This is a genomic window from Bradyrhizobium sp. AZCC 1693, assembly GCF_036924745.1.
Classification (GTDB): Bacteria; Pseudomonadota; Alphaproteobacteria; order Rhizobiales; family Xanthobacteraceae; genus Bradyrhizobium.
The window spans coordinates 3135770-3152612 of the sequence record NZ_JAZHSD010000001.1; the positions used below are offsets into that span (position 1 = coordinate 3135770).

At 63.4% G+C, this 16843-nt stretch carries 14 protein-coding genes; 1 reads left to right on the plus strand and 13 read right to left on the minus strand.

Going from position 1 to position 16843, the window contains the following annotated elements; translation table 11 throughout:
* Positions 1-26: 26 nt before the first annotated feature.
* The 8 genes from V1293_RS14960 to V1293_RS14995 form a co-directional block, all read right to left on the minus strand.
* On the minus strand, positions 27-1715 hold the full coding sequence (locus tag V1293_RS14960) for a methyl-accepting chemotaxis protein (RefSeq protein WP_334510653.1): 1689 nt from the start codon (positions 1713-1715) through the stop codon (positions 27-29).
* Between the two features lie 169 nt (positions 1716-1884).
* Positions 1885-2118, minus strand: coding sequence for a DUF6894 family protein (locus V1293_RS14965; protein WP_334510654.1), 234 nt, complete (start codon positions 2116-2118; stop codon positions 1885-1887).
* Between the two features lie 188 nt (positions 2119-2306).
* Positions 2307-2906, minus strand: a complete 600-nt coding sequence (locus V1293_RS14970) for a hypothetical protein (RefSeq protein ID WP_334510656.1) — start codon at positions 2904-2906, stop codon at positions 2307-2309.
* Positions 2907-3068: 162 nt separating this feature from the next.
* The gene (acuI, locus tag V1293_RS14975; RefSeq protein ID WP_334510658.1) at positions 3069-4055 is read right to left on the minus strand and encodes an acrylyl-CoA reductase (NADPH); all 987 of its coding nucleotides are present in this window, start codon (positions 4053-4055) and stop codon (positions 3069-3071) included.
* Between the two features lie 45 nt (positions 4056-4100).
* The gene (locus V1293_RS14980) at positions 4101-5351 is read right to left on the minus strand and encodes an MFS transporter (RefSeq protein WP_334510660.1); all 1251 of its coding nucleotides are present in this window, start codon (positions 5349-5351) and stop codon (positions 4101-4103) included.
* A gap of 208 nt (positions 5352-5559) precedes the next feature.
* Complete coding sequence (locus V1293_RS14985) at positions 5560-6990, minus strand: cell wall hydrolase (RefSeq protein WP_334510661.1); 1431 nt, start codon at positions 6988-6990, stop codon at positions 5560-5562.
* A 519-nt stretch (positions 6991-7509) separates the two neighbouring features.
* Positions 7510-10383 carry a pyruvate, phosphate dikinase gene (gene ppdK, locus V1293_RS14990; RefSeq protein WP_334510662.1) on the minus strand — a complete coding sequence of 958 codons (2874 nt, stop codon included), beginning with the start codon at positions 10381-10383 and terminating at the stop codon, positions 7510-7512.
* A gap of 92 nt (positions 10384-10475) precedes the next feature.
* Positions 10476-10631 (minus strand): DUF3096 domain-containing protein, encoded by a 156-nt coding sequence (locus V1293_RS14995; protein ID WP_334510664.1) that lies wholly within the window; start codon positions 10629-10631, stop codon positions 10476-10478.
* Positions 10632-10876: 245 nt separating this feature from the next.
* Here V1293_RS14995 and V1293_RS15000 point away from each other — a divergent pair, with 245 nt between their 5' ends.
* A complete protein-coding gene (locus tag V1293_RS15000) occupies positions 10877-11230 on the plus strand; it encodes a DUF1236 domain-containing protein (protein WP_334510665.1) in 354 nt (117 codons plus the stop codon).
* A gap of 290 nt (positions 11231-11520) precedes the next feature.
* Here V1293_RS15000 and V1293_RS15005 read toward each other — a convergent pair whose 3' ends face one another.
* The 5 genes from V1293_RS15005 to V1293_RS15025 form a co-directional block, all read right to left on the minus strand.
* Entirely contained in the window at positions 11521-12123 is a 603-nt protein-coding gene (locus V1293_RS15005) for a class I SAM-dependent methyltransferase (RefSeq protein ID WP_334510666.1), read from the minus strand.
* A gap of 3 nt (positions 12124-12126) precedes the next feature.
* Positions 12127-14271 (minus strand): glycine--tRNA ligase subunit beta, encoded by a 2145-nt coding sequence (glyS, locus tag V1293_RS15010; RefSeq protein ID WP_334510667.1) that lies wholly within the window; start codon positions 14269-14271, stop codon positions 12127-12129.
* On the minus strand, positions 14271-15206 hold the full coding sequence (locus V1293_RS15015; RefSeq protein ID WP_334510668.1) for a glycine--tRNA ligase subunit alpha: 936 nt from the start codon (positions 15204-15206) through the stop codon (positions 14271-14273). The genes glyS and V1293_RS15015 overlap by 1 nt, the downstream gene beginning before the upstream one ends.
* A 211-nt stretch (positions 15207-15417) precedes the next feature.
* A complete protein-coding gene (locus V1293_RS15020; RefSeq protein ID WP_334504901.1) occupies positions 15418-15606 on the minus strand; it encodes a hypothetical protein in 189 nt (62 codons plus the stop codon).
* A gap of 120 nt (positions 15607-15726) precedes the next feature.
* Positions 15727-16638 carry a S49 family peptidase gene (locus V1293_RS15025; protein ID WP_334510669.1) on the minus strand — a complete coding sequence of 304 codons (912 nt, stop codon included), beginning with the start codon at positions 16636-16638 and terminating at the stop codon, positions 15727-15729.
* Between the last annotated feature and the right edge of the window lie 205 nt (positions 16639-16843).

Consider the following 16843-nt stretch of genomic DNA (forward strand, 5'->3'; position numbering starts at 1 on the left):
TGTTTCGATACCATCGAAACGGAGCTCTAGGCGGCGCGCACCGACTCGAGGAACTTGGCGACCTCGAGCTTGAGACGGTTGCTGTCGCCCGACAGCGACTGCGCCGCGGAGAGAACGTGTGACGAGGCCGTCTCCGTCTCGGTCGCGCCGCGCTGCACATCGGTGATGTTGGCGGAGACCATCTGCGTCCCCTGCGCGGCCTGCTGCACGTTGCGGGAGATTTCCTGCGTTGCCGCGCCCTGCTCTTCCACGGCAGCCGCGATCGCCGAGGAAATTTCTGACAGCTTTCCGGTGGTGCCCGAGATCTCCTGGATGGCGCCGACCGAATCCTGGGTTGCCGCCTGGATACCGGTGATTTGCTGACCGATCTCGCCGGTGGCCTTGGCGGTCTGTTCTGCCAATGCCTTCACTTCGGACGCAACGACCGCGAAGCCACGGCCGGCTTCACCGGCGCGTGCCGCCTCGATGGTGGCGTTGAGCGCAAGCAGGTTGGTCTGGCCCGCGATGTTGTTGATGAGCTCGATCACGTCGCCGATGCAGGCGGCGGCTTTCGACAATTCGCCGACCCGATCGTTTGTCCTTGAGGCCTGATCCACGGCTTCGCTGGCCATGCGCGCTGATTCCTGCACCTGCCGGCTGATCTCGTTGACGGAGGATGCCATTTCCTCGGTGGCGGATGCGACCGACTGCACGTTGGTGGAGGCCTCTTCCGAGGCTGCCGAGACGGTGGTGGCGAGTTCCTGTGCGCGCTCCGCGGTCGAGGTCAGCGTGCCCGCGGAAGCCTCGAGTTCGGTCGAGGCCGAGGACACGGTTTCGACGATCTCGGCGATCATGGCCTCGAAGTGCCGCGTGATGCCGTCGACGCGACGGCCGCGCTCGATCTTGGCTTCGGCATCGCAGGCGGCAGCTTCATCGGCAGCCTTCTTGGCGACCAGCGCATCCTTGAATACCTGCAGGGCGTCCGCCATGGCGCCGATTTCGGTCTTCTCACCGCAGCGCGTCACTTCGGCCGTCAGGTCGCCGCTTCCCAGCGCCCGCATCGGCTTCACGATCGAGGCAATCCCGCTCGAGAGGTCGCGGACCAGATAGATTCCAACGCCGACACCGCAGATCATGACAGCGGCGACAATGCCCAGGACGAGCCAGAATGCGAAATTGTAACCTTCGGCGGCCTGCCGGGTCGCGGTATCCGCGCCCGCATTGTTGAGGTTGATGTCTTTTTCCAGGAACGCATCGGATTCGGCGGCGATGACCGCAACCTTCCTGGAGATGGCTTCGCTCGCCTCATGGGGAATCCGCCCGACGCTCTGGCGCGACAACTCGATCACTTCCTGGACGCCGGTGATATACTTTTCCCAGGCGCGCGCCCAGTTCTCGTAGATCGAGCGCTCTTCGGGAGAGCTGATCATCGGCTCGTAAGCCTTGCGATCTTTCGCGATCCTTTCGAGGATGCCGGCCAGTCTCTTGTCGTTGGCGGCCTTCGCTTCCAGCGTTTCCGCCATGACATGGGCACGGAGCGCAATACGAAACAGATTGATATCCGCACGCAGTTCACCGAGCACCCGGACGCTCGGCAGCCAGCTCGAGGCGATTTCCACCGTATGGGCGTTGATCGCCTGCATGCTGCGGATCGCCAGCAGGCCCATGCCGGACATCGCAATCAGCATGAAAGCGATCACGGCGATGACCTTGGCGCGGATGGAAAGTGCGGACATGGCTGGCTCTCTCAAACGTTGGAGACAGGCGCCGCTGAATTATGAGGAACTGCCATCAATCTTCGATGCGCCGGGAATATTCGGCAACCGTACGCATCAGGTCGCAAGCGATGGTTAATTCGCAGGTCCGTAAAATTACCGGGGTCCGATGCGCACGCGGGATGGAGCGCTAACCGACGGATTCGGCGACCAGGCGAATCCTGAACACGGGTTTCTTGGCTTCGTCCAGAAGCTCCATTTGCCATTCGGCATTCTGTTTCAGGCTGCGCGAAAGGCTGCCGAGCAGGTTACCGCAGACGTTTGTCATCTCGGTCCAGGCGGCCTCGCGGCTTTCGAATTCGGATCCTTGATCGGACGCGCCGGCATAGCTGCCATGGCTGATCCGAAAAAAATACAGCGGCATGATTGATCTCATGTGTTGGGCCGCCTCCCGGCCTTCTCTGCCGGTCACCACTTGGAATGAGATTCGCTACCAGGACATGAATCCGCCAGCCCGTATGACTACGGGTTGGCGTGCGCCGGATGAGGGATGCCGGATGATTCACAGCCGCGCGACCGCTCTCGGGCCGGCTGCACGCGGTGCTTCCGCGATCAGTCGGTCGAGCGGCGGAGCTCCGGCGCGCTCTCGGCCTTGGCCGGCTCCGCCTTCGGCTCGGATTTCACGGGCTCGAGCTTGGCGCTTTCGACCGGCGGCGTTTCGACGCGCCCCGTTACTTCGGCACGTGCGTCGACCGCGCGCGACGGCTCCTCCCGGCGATGCAGCGAGCGCGGTCGCGCCACGGAGCGTGCCATCAGCATCTGCGAGGCGCCCTGATGGCGGAAATCGCAATAGGCGAAGCCCATGCCGGAAACCGAGCCGCGGAATGAGCGATCGTCGCGCTTGTCGAGATTGAAGCACGGCTCGAACGGCAGCCCCTTGATGGAAGCGCAGACGGCCTGTCCGCGAACCTGCAGTGTGTTGCCGGGCAGGCGTACGTGGCGGATCGGCCCCGAGCCGCTGAACTGTACCGAGCCGGCTGCGCCGAGATCGTCGAGGATGCGGCCGGCACCGCGGGTGCCGTCGAAACAGGTAAAGGCGAAGACCTTGCCACTCACGAACCTGCGCGCCTCGTCGGCATTCATGCTCCCGGCCAGCGCAGGAATAATCATCGCACTGGCCGTGACGGCCCCCAGAACCAAACGCGCAAGCATGCAGCTACTCCAACTTAACAAGAGCGCGGGCGCCCGCCTCGGCTTGAGCATGAAAACCGGGACCCCAGTTTGCCGGACCATGCTACAGGCCTCTTTACCCGCTGCTTACCATATCAACAGTGGCAACATTGGAGCAGGTTAGTTGGTAAAGTCTGAACGCCGTTAGAGAATTTTTACCACGATTCGACCGCGGACCTGGCCGGCAAGGATTTGAGCGCCGGTTCCGATGACTTGGTCGAGAGTGATTTCCTGAGTAATTTCAGCCAGTTTACCCTTGTCCAAATCGCTGGCAAGACGGTTCCAGGCAAGCTTGCGCTGGGGCAACGGACACATCACGGAATCGATGCCCAGAAGGCACACCCCGCGTAAAATGAAAGGCGCGACCGAGGACGGCAGGTCCATACCGGCGGCGAGGCCGCAGGCGGCAATAGCGCCGCCATATTTGGTCATCGACAGCAGGTTGGCGAGCGTGGTCGATCCGACGCTGTCGACGCCGCCCGCCCAGCGCTCCTTCGCCAGCGGCTTGGCGGGCGCTGCGAGTTCGGCACGGTCGATCACTTCGGCGGCACCGAGCCCCTTGAGGTAGTCGGCTTCCGACATCCGCCCCGTGGACGCGATGACGTGGTAGCCGAGCTTGGACAGCACGGCAGTGGCGACCGAACCGACGCCGCCGGCGGCGCCGGTCACCACGACAGGGCCGCTCGCAGGCGTCAGGCCATGCTTCTCCAGCGCCAGCACCGACAGCATCGCGGTGTAGCCGGCGGTGCCGATCGCCATCGCTTCGCGCGTCGAGATGTTCCCGGGCAGCCGTACCAGCCAGTCGCCCTTGACGCGCGCCTTCTCGGCATAGGCGCCGAGATGGGTCTCGCCCATGCCCCAGCCGTTGCAGACGACCTTGTCGCCGGCCTTCCATTCCGGATGCGAGGATTGTGCGACGGTGCCGGCGAAATCGATGCCGGCGATCATCGGGAAACGCCGCACTACAGGCGCCTTGCCGGTGACGGCGAGGCCATCCTTGTAGTTCAGCGTCGACCACTCGACCGCAACCGTGACGTCGCCTTCCATCAACTCGGCTTCGTCGAACTGTGTCAGCGCGGCGGTGGTACCCTTCTCCGCCTTGTCGATCCTGATGGCCTTGAACGTTCCCATGGCGAACTCCCCGGACTTTTTGTGTGCTGGGGAGTGTTTACCGCATCAGGCGGGTTGTGCAACCAGGCGCGCTACCGGCTGCTCGACGATCGGCAGGTTGATCAGCGCCGACAGCACGCCGAACATGATCGAGAGCCACCAGATCGGCGTGTAGGAGCCGAACTGCTCGAACACCACGCCGCCGAGCCAGACACCGAGGAAGCCGCCGACCTGATGGCTGACGAAGGCGAAGCCGTACAGCGTGGCGAACCAGCGGGTGCCGAACATCAGCGCCACCAGCGCCGAGGTCGGCGGCACCGTCGAGAGCCAGGTCAGGCCGGTGGCGGCGCCGAATACGATCGCCGAGAAGGTGGTGATCGGAAACGAGATGAATGCCATGATCGACAGCGCGCGGGCGAAGTAGATGAGCGAGAGAATATAGCGCTTCGGATATTTGCTCTGCAGCCAGCCGACGCTGAGCGAGCCGATGATGTTGAACAAACCGATGGCCGCGACCACCCAGCCGCCGGTCCACGCCGCAACCCCGCGATCAGCCAGATAGGCCGGCAGATGTACGGTGATGAAGGCGAGCTGGAAGCCGCAGGTGAAGAAGCCGAGCACCAATAGAACATAGGAGCGATGGCCGAACGCCTCCGCCAGTGCGGTCTTGAACGATTGCTGGTCGCCGACAGGCTCGTTCGACGACGTCGAAGGCGGCGTCGCGATCGCCAGCGACAGCGGCACGATCAGCAGCATCAGCAGAGCGAACACCGTCAGCGCCGCCTGCCAGCCGAAATTGTCGATCATCGCCACGCCGAACGGCGCGAACAGGAATTGCCCGAACGAGCCCGCCGCGGTGCCGGCGCCGAGCGCAAAGCCGCGCTTCTCCACCGGCAGCAGCTTGCTGAACGCCGACAGCACCAGATTGAACGAACAGCCGGATAGACCGAAGCCGATCAGGACGCCGGCGCCGAGATCGAGCGACAGCGGCGCCGTCGAATAACGCATCAGCAAGAGACCGCCGGCATAGAGTAGCGCACCGACGATCATCACACGCAGGATACCGAAGCGATCGGCGATGGCGCCCGCGATCGGCTGGCCGAGGCCCCACAACAGATTCTGCAGCGCCAGCGCGAGGCCGAAGACGTCGCGTCCCCAGGTGAATTCGCGGCTCATCGGCTGGACGAAAAAGCCGAGGCTCGAGCGCGGCCCAAAACTCAGCAGCGCGATCAGGCATCCGCAGATGATGATGACCAGCGGCGTCCGCCAGGTGCCAAGGGCCGCGGATGGACGAAGGTCGCCGGTCGTTACAGCCATGTCAAAACCCCAGAAGGCCAATCGGATGCGCCGATTGGACTTAATGCATCTGCATGAAAACCCCAAGGGGAGCGATGCAAAAATTCTCGCTGCAGGGCAGCCCTGCAAAATCGGCGAGTGCAATCAGAACAATTTATCGGTGGTGACGGCGGCCCGCCAAGACGTCGTCCCTGCCTAGTGCGCAATTGCGCACGGGCGCAGGGACGAGCTACCGTTTCGCACTCGCCTGCTCGGCCGAGCTTTGTGCGGCTTCGGCGAGCCTGGCGGAGATCGCTGCGGTTTCGGCCTGGCTTCCCCAGCTCGGCGCGTCACTGCCGTTACCCCAGGCGCGCGGCCGGTAGAAGGTGTGCACGCCGGTCTTGTACATCTTCTTCATTTCATTGACCCAGGACGGCCGCACCCAATAGGCGTGGTAGTGCGTCGACTTGTCGACTTCCGGCAACCACAGCTGGCCGTCGAGCATCGCTTTCGCGATTTTTTGCGCGCGCTCCCACATGTCGGGCTCGCGGATGACGTCCTTGTTGTTGTCGCAGGCAAAGGTGAACTGGCACGCCAGATGACGGTGCTTGTTCTGGTAGACCACGCCGCACACGGTTTCGGGATATTTGCCGGAGAAGGCGCGGTTCAGCACCACCTGCGCCACCGCGATCTGGCCCCGCACCGCTTCGCCGCGGGCTTCGAAATAGACCGCCTCCGCCAGGCACTTCTCCGACTTGGCGCGCGACTTGTCGTCGAACAAACCGAGACGTTCGGCGGGCGTCTTGGCGCGCTGGTTGTCGGAATTGACCTCGCCCTTCGGCGCAACGCTCTCGCCCATCTCGCCGGCCCGCACCGGACCGTCGGCATCGACCGGCAACGAGGCCATCACCTTCATGTCGGGATCGGGTACAGCGCCCGGCATCACGATGACGGGCTCTTCGCCGGGCTGCCAGCGCTCGATGCTCTCGGGCGAGCCGAGCGACGAACCAAAGAACAGGCTCGAGGTCTTGAAGGAGAAGCCATCGCGCGGGGGCGTAGCCGCAGGTGCTGCCAGCGGGCGCTTGAGGTCCTCGCCCGGCTTGGCTTCGAGCGAGAGCGACATATCCAGCGGCGGTGCGCTCAGCGCGGCCTGCAGCTCGGGATCAAGCGGCGCGCGCTCGGCGGACGGCGCCGTCTCGGCGGTCTTGGCGCCCTTGACCGATGTATTCGATGTCGCGGGATCCTCGGTCGCCGGCGCGCGCCCGGCGGGGCTTGCGGTTTCCGCAGGCGGCGGCGTCACGACGAGGCGATCGCCCTTCAGCGTGCGATCGACCTTGGGAAAATCGGCAGCGTGATAACGCGGCGGCGGCGCGACAAGCGGATTGCGCGTCACTGATCCCGTGATGTGGATGCCTTGATTGTCGAGGCTCGCCAGCCGATAGGTCGCGGTTTGCGGCGAGGACGTTCCGATCGGACGGCCGAAGGAGAACGTCGCGACCTGAATGGTGCCGGCGGAGGAGAATACCCGCTTCTGCCAACGCTCGGCGACGCCGGGCTGGCGCGCCAGTAGCGAAGCGATATCCTGATATCCGATCTCGGTCGGCATCAATGCGAAGACGCAGAGACCGAGGCCGAAGGACGCGAACCGCGCGCCCTTCGGCTGGCTACGCAACACAAACATTGTACGCTCACGCAACGCTTACACGATCGAACGTCAGTACATCCGTGCAATTCGACCTAATTTGTTGGTATCGAATTTAGGTTGCCGGGGAGTTAATCGGCGTGACCTGCGTACTACACGCAAGACATCACGGGATTTTCGCGGATCGCATGAGAAACGTTGGTAAACAGGCGGGCGACAAAAGTGGTAAACATCCCGTCAACGAAATTGATGAAGAAATTTTTGCGCATGTGCGCGAAGCTCACCCACATCGCCTGCGAGTTCCAATTCACTCTATCGTGCTGAAGTGTTCAGTCGTCATTGCGAGTCAACGGGTCGCGCGCGCGCCCGATGACGGGCTCCGCGAAGCAATCCATCGCGCGGCATAACGGATGGATTGCTTCGTCGCTTGCGCTCCCTTGCGCAAATGCTTCGCGTTTGTCGCAGGCAACGACGACTCTCACGTGCGCGTCAAAACGCAAATGCCCGGGACAAGCCCGGGCATAACGTCGTCTTCGTGATTGTCAGTATAGAGAAAGCTTATGCTTGGCTCGCAACCGTCTTGCCGAGCGCGGCCTGCGCGGCGGCGAGGCGGGCGATCGGCACGCGGTAGGGCGAGCACGAGACATAGTCGAGACCGATCTCGTGGCAGAACGCCACCGAGGCCGGATCACCGCCATGCTCGCCGCAAATGCCGACCTTGAGACTGGGCCGGGTCTTGCGGCCGCGGGTGACGCCGATCTTCACTAGCTCGCCGACGCCATCGCGATCGACCGAGATGAACGGGTCGATTTCCAGGATTCCCTTGCTGACATAGGTGCCGAGGAAGCTGGCGGCATCGTCGCGGCTGATGCCGTAGGTGGTCTGGGTCAGGTCGTTGGTGCCGAACGAGAAGAACTCCGCGGTCTGCGCCACGTCGCCGGCCATCAGGCACGCGCGCGGCAACTCGATCATCGTACCAACCTGATAGGCGAGCTTCTTGCCGGTCTCCTTCATCACCGACTGCGCGGTGGCGTCGATGCGCGCCTTGACCAGGTCGAACTCGGCCTTGGTCGCGATCAGCGGCACCATCACCTCGAGGCCGACGGCCTTGGCGGTGCGTTTTTCGGCTTCGACCGCCGCCTCGAAGATCGCACGCGCCTGCATCTCGGCGATCTCAGGATAGGCAATGGCGAGCCGGCAGCCGCGGAAGCCCAGCATCGGATTGAACTCGGCGAGATCGCGGGCGCGATCGGCGAGCCGGCGCGGATCGGTGTTCATCGCGCGCGCGACTTCCTCGATCTCGGCCTGGGTGTGCGGCAGGAACTCGTGCAGCGGCGGATCAAGCAGACGGATCGTGACGGGCAAGCCCTTCATGATCTCGAACAGCTCGACAAAATCCGCGCGCTGCATCGGCAGCAGTTTTGACAGCGCCGCGCGGCGCGACTGCTCGTCCTCGGAAAGGATCATCTCGCGCACGGTGCGGATGCGGGTTTCCTCGAAGAACATGTGCTCGGTGCGGCACAGCCCGATGCCCTCGCCGCCGAATTTGATCGCGGTGCGCGCATCTTCCGGCGTGTCGGCATTGACGCGGACGCCGAGCTTGCGAACCTGATCGGCCCAGCCCATCAGGGTACCGAATTCGCCCGACAGTTTCGGTTCGATCATCGGCATCCGGCCGGCCAGCACCTGGCCCAGCGAACCGTCGATGGTGATCACGTCGCCGGTCTTGAAGGTGCGGGAGCCGATGCTCATCGTGCCACGGCCGTAGTCGACGCGGATGGCGCCGCAGCCGGAGACGCAGGGCTTGCCCATGCCGCGCGCCACCACGGCGGCGTGCGAGGTCATGCCGCCGCGGGTGGTGAGGATGCCTTCAGCCGCGTGCATGCCGTGAATGTCTTCCGGGCTGGTTTCGACGCGCACCAGGATGACGTTGCGGCCGTCGGCCTGCAGCTTGGCGGCTTCGTCGGACGAGAACACGATCTCGCCCGATGCGGCGCCGGGCGAAGCCGGCAGGCCGGTCGCGATCACGTCGCGCTTGGCTGCGGGATCGATGGTCGGATGCAGCAATTGATCCAGCGAAGCCGGATCGATCCGCATCACCGCGTCCTTCTTCGAGATCAGGCCTTCATTGGCGAGCTCGACGGCGATGCGCAGCGCCGCTTTCGCCGTGCGCTTGCCGCCGCGGGTCTGCAGCATCCACAACTTGCCCTGCTCGACCGTGAACTCCATGTCCTGCATGTCGCGGTAGTGCTTTTCGAGCAGCGTGTAGAACCGCGTCAGTTCCTTGAACGCCTCCGGCATCGCGCTTTCCATCGACGGCTTGTCGGAGCCGGATTCCTGGCGCGCTTCCTCGGTGATGTCCTGCGGCGTGCGGATGCCCGCCACCACGTCCTCGCCTTGCGCGTTGATCAGGAATTCGCCGTAGAGCTTGCTCTCGCCGGTGGAGGGATTGCGGGTGAACGCGACACCGGTCGCGGACGTCTCGCCCATGTTGCCGAACACCATGGCCTGCACGTTGACGGCGGTGCCCCAGGATTCCGGGATGTCGTGCAGGCGGCGGTAGGTGACCGCGCGCGTATTCATCCAGGATGAGAACACCGCGCCGATCGCGCCCCACAATTGCTCGTGCGGATCCTGCGGAAAATCCTTGCCGGTCTCGCGCGCCACGGCTTCCTTGTACTTGCCGACCAGTTCGACCCAGTCGTCGCCGGAGAGATCGGTGTCGAGCGTATAGCCCTGGCCATCCTTGAAGGTGTCGAGGATGTCCTCGAAGTGATGATGCTCGAAGCCGAGCACCACGTCCGAATACATCGTGATGAAGCGGCGATAGCTGTCATAGGCGAAGCGACGATCGCCGGAGAGCTCGGCGAGCGCTTCAACCGTCTTGTCGTTGAGGCCGAGATTGAGCACGGTGTCCATCATGCCCGGCATCGAGGCGCGGCCGCCGGAGCGGACCGAGACCAGAAGCGGATTCTTCGAATCGCCGAACGCCTTGCCGGTCAGCTTGCCGACATGGTCCAGCGCCTTCTCGACTTGCGCCTTCAATGCGGGCGGATAGGATTTGTCGTGCGCATAAAAATACGTGCAGACCGAGGTCGGAATGGTGAAGCCCGGAGGCACCGGCAGGCCGAGATTGGCCATCTCGGCGAGGTTGGCGCCCTTGCCGCCCAGCAGGTCGCGCAGGCCCGCTTTGCCCTCCGCCTTGCCGTCCCCGAAGGTATAGACCCACTTGCCGGATTTTACCGCCTCCATGGCCGGCTTGCGCACGGCCGCCTTCTTGGCGGCGACCTTGGCGACCGGCTTGGCCGGGGCCTTCTTCAGCGCCTTGCGGGCGGAAGGGGCAGCGGCGGCGGCCTTGGGTCGGGCCGATGACTTTGATTTCGCTGCAGATTTTGCTGCAGCCTTCTTGGACTTCGCGACGGCTTTGGCCATGGATTCCAACTATCCGAAAAAGGGAGAAGATTGCGCGCCTTACACCATTTTGAGGGGTTCCGCGCAAGCCGCGAAACCTCGCTTTTCCCGCGCTAGAACTTGAACATCCTGAACACGCCCAGGCCGGCCAAGCCGACTACGATCAAGTAGATGGCGACGATGAAATTGAGGAACCGCGGCATAATCAGAATCAAGACTCCCGCGATCAGGGCGACGATCGGGGAAATGTGCGCAGCAGTGATAGTCATTGAAGTCTCCGGGATGATGGGGGGCGGGAAATCGAATCGAGGGCGGCAACTTAGCCGCTGGCGCGGCGCGGGAATAGCAAGACGCTTAAGCCCTTCAAGGGGTTCCAGCCTCCGCAACAATTCCCCAGAAATGCCGCGTATGAGACCGCGTTTTTGCCGGAACAATGCCGCACGGGATGAATTGGCCCGCATTGTATGCGCTGGCGAAGAAGCCGGCGCCTCTTCTCGCGACGAAGGAGTTGACCATGCGGAACAGACTGTTTGCCATTGCGGCGATCGCCGGCGCGATGGCGGCCCCGATCGCGGCCCAGGCGCAGACCACCGGGGTCAGCGGCGGAAATACGGTCGTCATCGGCGAGCACGAAGGCATCGCTGCCGACCAGCGTTCGGCCTTCCGTGAATACATCGTGCGTGAACGGGTGCCGAACTACACAATTTCCGAGCGTGTGACGGTTGGCGCCGTGCTGCCGGAAACCGGCGTTACCTATTACGACGTGCCCCAATCGTTTGGCATCACGCCCTATCGCTACACCGTCGTGAACGGCCAGACGATACTGGTCGAACCGCGATCGCGTCGCATCGTTCAGGTGGTCGATTGACCTCAGTAGCCTGAACGATTGGTCCGGGCGCCGCGCAAGCGGATGTGCGCGAGATACGACCGGACACGAAGCCCCGTCCGGCGTCCCCTCCGGACGGGGTTTTCTTTGCAAACAACTCTCGTGTCCCGGACGCGGTGCAGCTTGGGCGATGCAACGCATCGTCCGGCAGCGCGGCTCCGCAGAGCCGGGACCTGCATGTCGATGGGCCTTACGTATCGGTGAGCAATGGGCCCCGGATCAGCAGCGCACCGCTTCGCGCTGCGCAGCATCCGGGGCACGGGCAGCGAGCGCTATTCCCGGATTTCCAGTCCCGGCTTCTTCACGACGAGCCGGTGAATCTTCTTTCCCGATGACGCGCTGACCGCCTCTTCATCGAGCAGCACCGTCGTTGCCTTCAGTTCCGCCAGTACTATCGCCGGATCGAAGGCCACGTACAGCCGGCCCTGCGCGTCGCGCTGGTCGGCGCCCTCGGTGACGCGCCAGCTCAGATAGAGAATGCCGCTGGGCTTGACGATATCGAGCAGACGGCGAACCGACGCCGCAATCTGCTTGCGGTCGAGATGCATGATCACGGTTTCGCACAGGACGTTGTCGAACGTGCCGACGCCGCGCAGCTCGGGCAATTCGGCATGCGCGAACTTGAACGAGGGATATCGCCGGCGCGCCTCGTTGAGCAGGCCCTCCGAGGCATCGAAGCCGGCAGCTGAAAACCCGTTCGCGTGGAGCCAAGCGACCTCGCGGCCGCAGCCGCAGCCGATATCGGCCGAAGTGCCGCCGCGCACGAAAAACCGCTCGACGACTTCCTGCAGGTCGACAGGCGCCGGCTGATCGTGCCAGTTCTTCGCGAACGCCGCCGCATCCAGTTCGTAAGCGGCGAGCGTCTGACGGTCCATGATCTAGCCTTCGATCTTCGAAAAATCCGCAACCGCGCGGGTCGCCGCGCGGATCTCGTTCAGGAGCTTTAGTCGGTTCTCGCGCACCTTGGGTTCATCGTCATTGACCTTGACCTTGTCGAAGAACGCATCGACCGCCGGACGCAGCTTTGCCATCGCGCTCATTGCGCTGGCGAAATCTTCCTTGGCGACGGCGGCGCCGGCTTCGCTCTTGACCTGATCGATCGCGCTGGCGAGCGCCTTTTCCTCAGGCAGATTGTAAAGCCCGGCATCCGGGGCGCCGTCAAACCTGCGCTTGTCCTTTTTCTCCTCGATCGCAAGAATGTTACTCGCGCGCTTGGTCCCTGCAAGCAGGTTCTTGCCGTCGTCGGTGTCAAGGAACTTTCCGAGCGCATCGACGCGGCGGACCACCAATAGCAGATCGTCCTGACCGCCGAGCGAGAACACGGCATCGACGAGATCGTGACGCGCGCCCTGGTCGCGGAGCTGGACTTTCAGGCGGTCGGCGAAGAAGGCGATGACGTCCATTGCGATTTGCGGAACCTGCTGCCCCTTCCAAGGTACCGAAATATAGCCCGCCACAGGCTTCGCCACTTGCTGGTAAATGCGACGAGCAGGCTCCGCGAGAAGCAAAGCGGTGCCAACCCGCAGGTTGTTTTCAACAATCAGCCTGATCGCACCCAATGCAGCGCGACGCAGCGCATATGGATCCTTGCTTCCCGTCGGTTTTTCGTCAATCGCCCAAAAGCCAACAAGCGTGTCGAGCTTGTCTGCAAGCGCGACTGCTACACTTACCGGATCAGTCGGCACACGATCCGCCGGCCCTTGCGGCTTGTAGTGCTCCTCACTGGCGACAGCGACGGAAGCATCTTCGCCCTGCGCCTGCGCGTAGTACTTCCCCATCAAGCCCTGCAGCTCGGGGAATTCGCCGACGACTTCAGTGAGCAAATCGGCTTTCGCCAGATGGGCGGCGCGCTTGGCCTTTTCGACGTCGGCGCCGACCAGCGGCGCGATCTCCGCCGCCAGCCGCTCGATCCGCCTGATCCGCTCCGCCTGCGTGCCGAGCTTCTCGTGAAACACGATCTGCTCAAACTTCGGCAGGCGCGCTTCGAGCTTCGTCTTCACGTCGGTGTCGTAGAAGAACTTCGCGTCCGACAGCCGCGCGCGGATCACGCGCTCGTTGCCGCCGATGATGGTCTTGCCACCATCAGTAGCTTCGATATTGGCGGTGAGGATGAACTTGTTGCTGAGCTTGCCCGTCTTGGGATCGCTGACGACAAAGCATTTCTGGTTGTTGCGGATGGTGGCGCGGATCACCTCATCCGGGATCGACAAAAATTCCTTGTCGAAGGAGCCCATCAGCGCGACCGGCCATTCGACGAGACCGGCGACCTCGTCCAGCAGCACCTGGTCCTCGACCAGTTCAAAACCTTGCGCGAACGCCAATTGCTTGGCGTCCGCCAGGATGATGTCCTTGCGCGCCTGCGAATCGAGCACGACCTTCGCGGCCTTCAGCTTGGCTTCGTAATCCTCGAAGCGGCGCACCGAGATCGCAGCCGGCGCCATGAATCTGTGGCCGAACGTGGTCTGCCCGGCCTCGATGCCGTCGACGGAAAACTTCACCACGTCGGGCTCTTCGGTCTCCGGACCAAAGGTCGCGATGATCGAATGCAGCGGCCGCACCCAGGAGAGCGAGCCTGATTTCGCCGAACGCTCGCCCCAGCGCATCGATTTCGGCCACGGGAAGGTTCTGACGATGACCGGCAAAATCTCGGCCAACACATCGATCGTGGCGCGTCCCGGCTTTTCGATCAGCGCGATGTAGAAATCGCCCTTCTTCGGGTCGGTTTGAATCTTGGCGTCTTCGATCCGGGCCAGACCTGTCGCCTTCAGGAATCCCTGGATCGCCGCATCGGCGCCGCCGACGCGCGGGCCGCGGCGCTCTTCCTTCAGGTCGGATTGCCGCGCCGGAACGCCGTGCACGGTGAGCGCCAGCCGCCGCGGCGTCGCGAACGCTTTTGCGCCCTCATAGACGAGGCCTTCGGCAACGAGCTTGTCGGTGACCATGCGGCGCAGGTCGTCCGCCGCCTTCGCCTGCATGCGCGCGGGGATTTCCTCGGAGAAGAGTTCCAACAGGAGATCAGGCATCAGACCGCCCTGCCAGCTTCGGTGTGAACCCAGGCGTCGCCGCAGGCTTTTGCCAGTTCGCGCACGCGCATGATGTAGCTCTGCCGCTCGGTCACCGAAATCACGCCGCGGGCATCCAAAAGATTGAAGACGTGGCTTGCCTTGATGCACTGGTCATAGGCCGGCAGCGCCATCAGATGTTCTTTCCGATTGCTAGTCTCATTCCACCCGGCCGCGAGGTATTTCCGGCAGGCGTCTTCCGCCATCTTGAACTGCTCGAACAGCATCGCCGTATCCGCGTGTTCGAAATTGTGCCGGGAATATTCCTGCTCGGCCTGCAGGAAGACGTCGCCATAGGTGACCTTGTCGGCGCCGTCGCGGCCGTTGAAGTTGAGATCGTAGACGCGGTCGACGCCCTGCACATACATCGCCAACCGCTCGAGCCCGTAGGTGAGTTCGCCGGCGACGGGCGCGCATTCGACGCCCGCGACCTGCTGGAAGTAGGTGAACTGCGACACCTCCATGCCGTCGCACCAGCACTCCCAGCCCAGCCCCCACGCGCCGAGCGTCGGGCTCTCCCAGTCGTCCTCGACGAAGCGGATGTCGTGCAGACTCGAATCGATGCCGATGGCAGCTAGCGACTTCAGATACAGGTCCTGAAGGTTCGGCGGCGATGGCTTCATGATCACCTGAAACTGATAATAGTGCTGCATCCGGTTGGGGTTTTCGCCGTAGCGGCCGTCCTTGGGCCGCCGCGAGGGCTGCACATAGGCCGCGTTCCAGCGCTTCGGGCCAAGCGCACGCAGCGTCGTCGCAGGATGGAAGGTGCCGGCGCCCATTTCCATGTCGTAGGGCTGCAGGATCACGCAGCCCTGCTCCGCCCAGAACCGTTGCAGGGCAAGGATGAAGCCCTGGAACGAACGTTCCGGGCGCATATGGGCAGGGAGTGCGTCCATCGGCAGAATCGGTCTCGCAAAGGGGGTTTAAGAAGCGCGGGACCGTATCGACGCGGAGGCAGGGAATCAAGGCGGTGCCGGTGGTATGGCACCGCGGTGTCATTCCGGGCTGGCGCGCTAGCACCAGACCTCAGGTGCGCAAGGGCGCACCGGGGAATATCGAGATTCCGGGTTCGTTGCGCTTCGCGACACGCCCCGGAATGACCAGCAGCTAGCCCGGCCGATAAGCGCCGGTGACGGGGTCGCGGCGCAGCGTCGGAATATCGCCCGTCTGGGCCTCGGCGACGCGTGCCAGGCGCGCTTCTTCCAATTCCCTGTTGATCCGGACGGCAGTCTTGTAGGCCCATCGGACCACGGCAAGCCCACCCAGGGCACCCGCGAATGCGATCAGCGGCGGCATCGGTCGATCCTTGTCGTTCACGTGTCAGCCCCCAATGGATGCATTCTCGCCCAAGCCAGCCTGCGCCGCAATTCCGCTTTTGGGACTAAATGGCGCGGCTCGTTGACCTCGAGTTGATTTCTAGAACCCGAATTTGGCCCAAATCGCCCGGGTTTCGAGCGCGGAAATCAGGTCATCCGGCAGTCCCCCGATACCGTCGAAGGCAGCCAGCGAACCTGCCCCCGGCGACCTCCGGCCCAACAGCCCGGCGAGCATGCCGCTTGCGGGCGCGATGACAGGCGTCAGCACCTTCTCGCCATAGCGCTCGCGCAGCGTCGAGCGGAGATCGCCGATCTTGTCCGCCAAGCCCAGCGACACAGACTTCTCCCCCGCCCAGTACTCGCCGGTGAACAAGACGTCCTCGGCTCCCTTGAGCCGCTCACCGCGGCTGCCTTTGACCAGCGCGATGAAGATGGCGTGGATCTCGCGCTGAAGCGCCTTCAGGCGAGCCACGTCGTCGGGATCTTCCGGCAGGAACGGGTCAAGCATCGCCTTGTGCTCGCCTGCCGTATAGAGCCGCCGCTCGACGCCGATCCTCTTGATCAGGTCCTGAAAACCGAAACTGCCGCCGACCACGCCGATCGAGCCGAGGATCGAGGACGGATCGCAGAATATCTCGTCGCCCGCGCAGGCGATCATGTAGCCGCCCGAGGCCGCTACGTCTTCGACGAACGCCAGCACCGGCAGCTTCTTTTCCGCTGCAAGCTGCCTGATCCGCAAATAGATCTGCCGTGACTGCACCGGTGAGCCGCCGGGCGAATTGATCACCAGAGCCACCGCCTTGGCGTGTCTGGTGGCGAAGGCGCGTTCGAGCGTTTTGGCGATGCCCGCCAGCGTCAGGCCGGGCCGCAACGGCGTCACCGCACCGATGACGCCCGACAGGCGCACCACCGGGACGACGGGGACGTCGCGCCGGAATTTTGCCGGAATGAGTTGCTTCACCCCGTCAATGAGGTTCGGCAATCCCGCGCGATCACTTATTTGTTCACTCATGCCGTTACCTCGAATTAACCATTTTTTATCGCGCCACTGTCATTGCAAAGACCGAAACGCCTGTTTGGGCCGGAACGCCTTTTGCATTGCAGACGTTAAAGCTGCAATGGGGCAGCGGAGACTGACATGAAAATCTACCTGCTGATAATGCTCATCGGCAGCCTTCTGGCCGCGATCCACTTTACATCGGCGCCCAAACAACAGT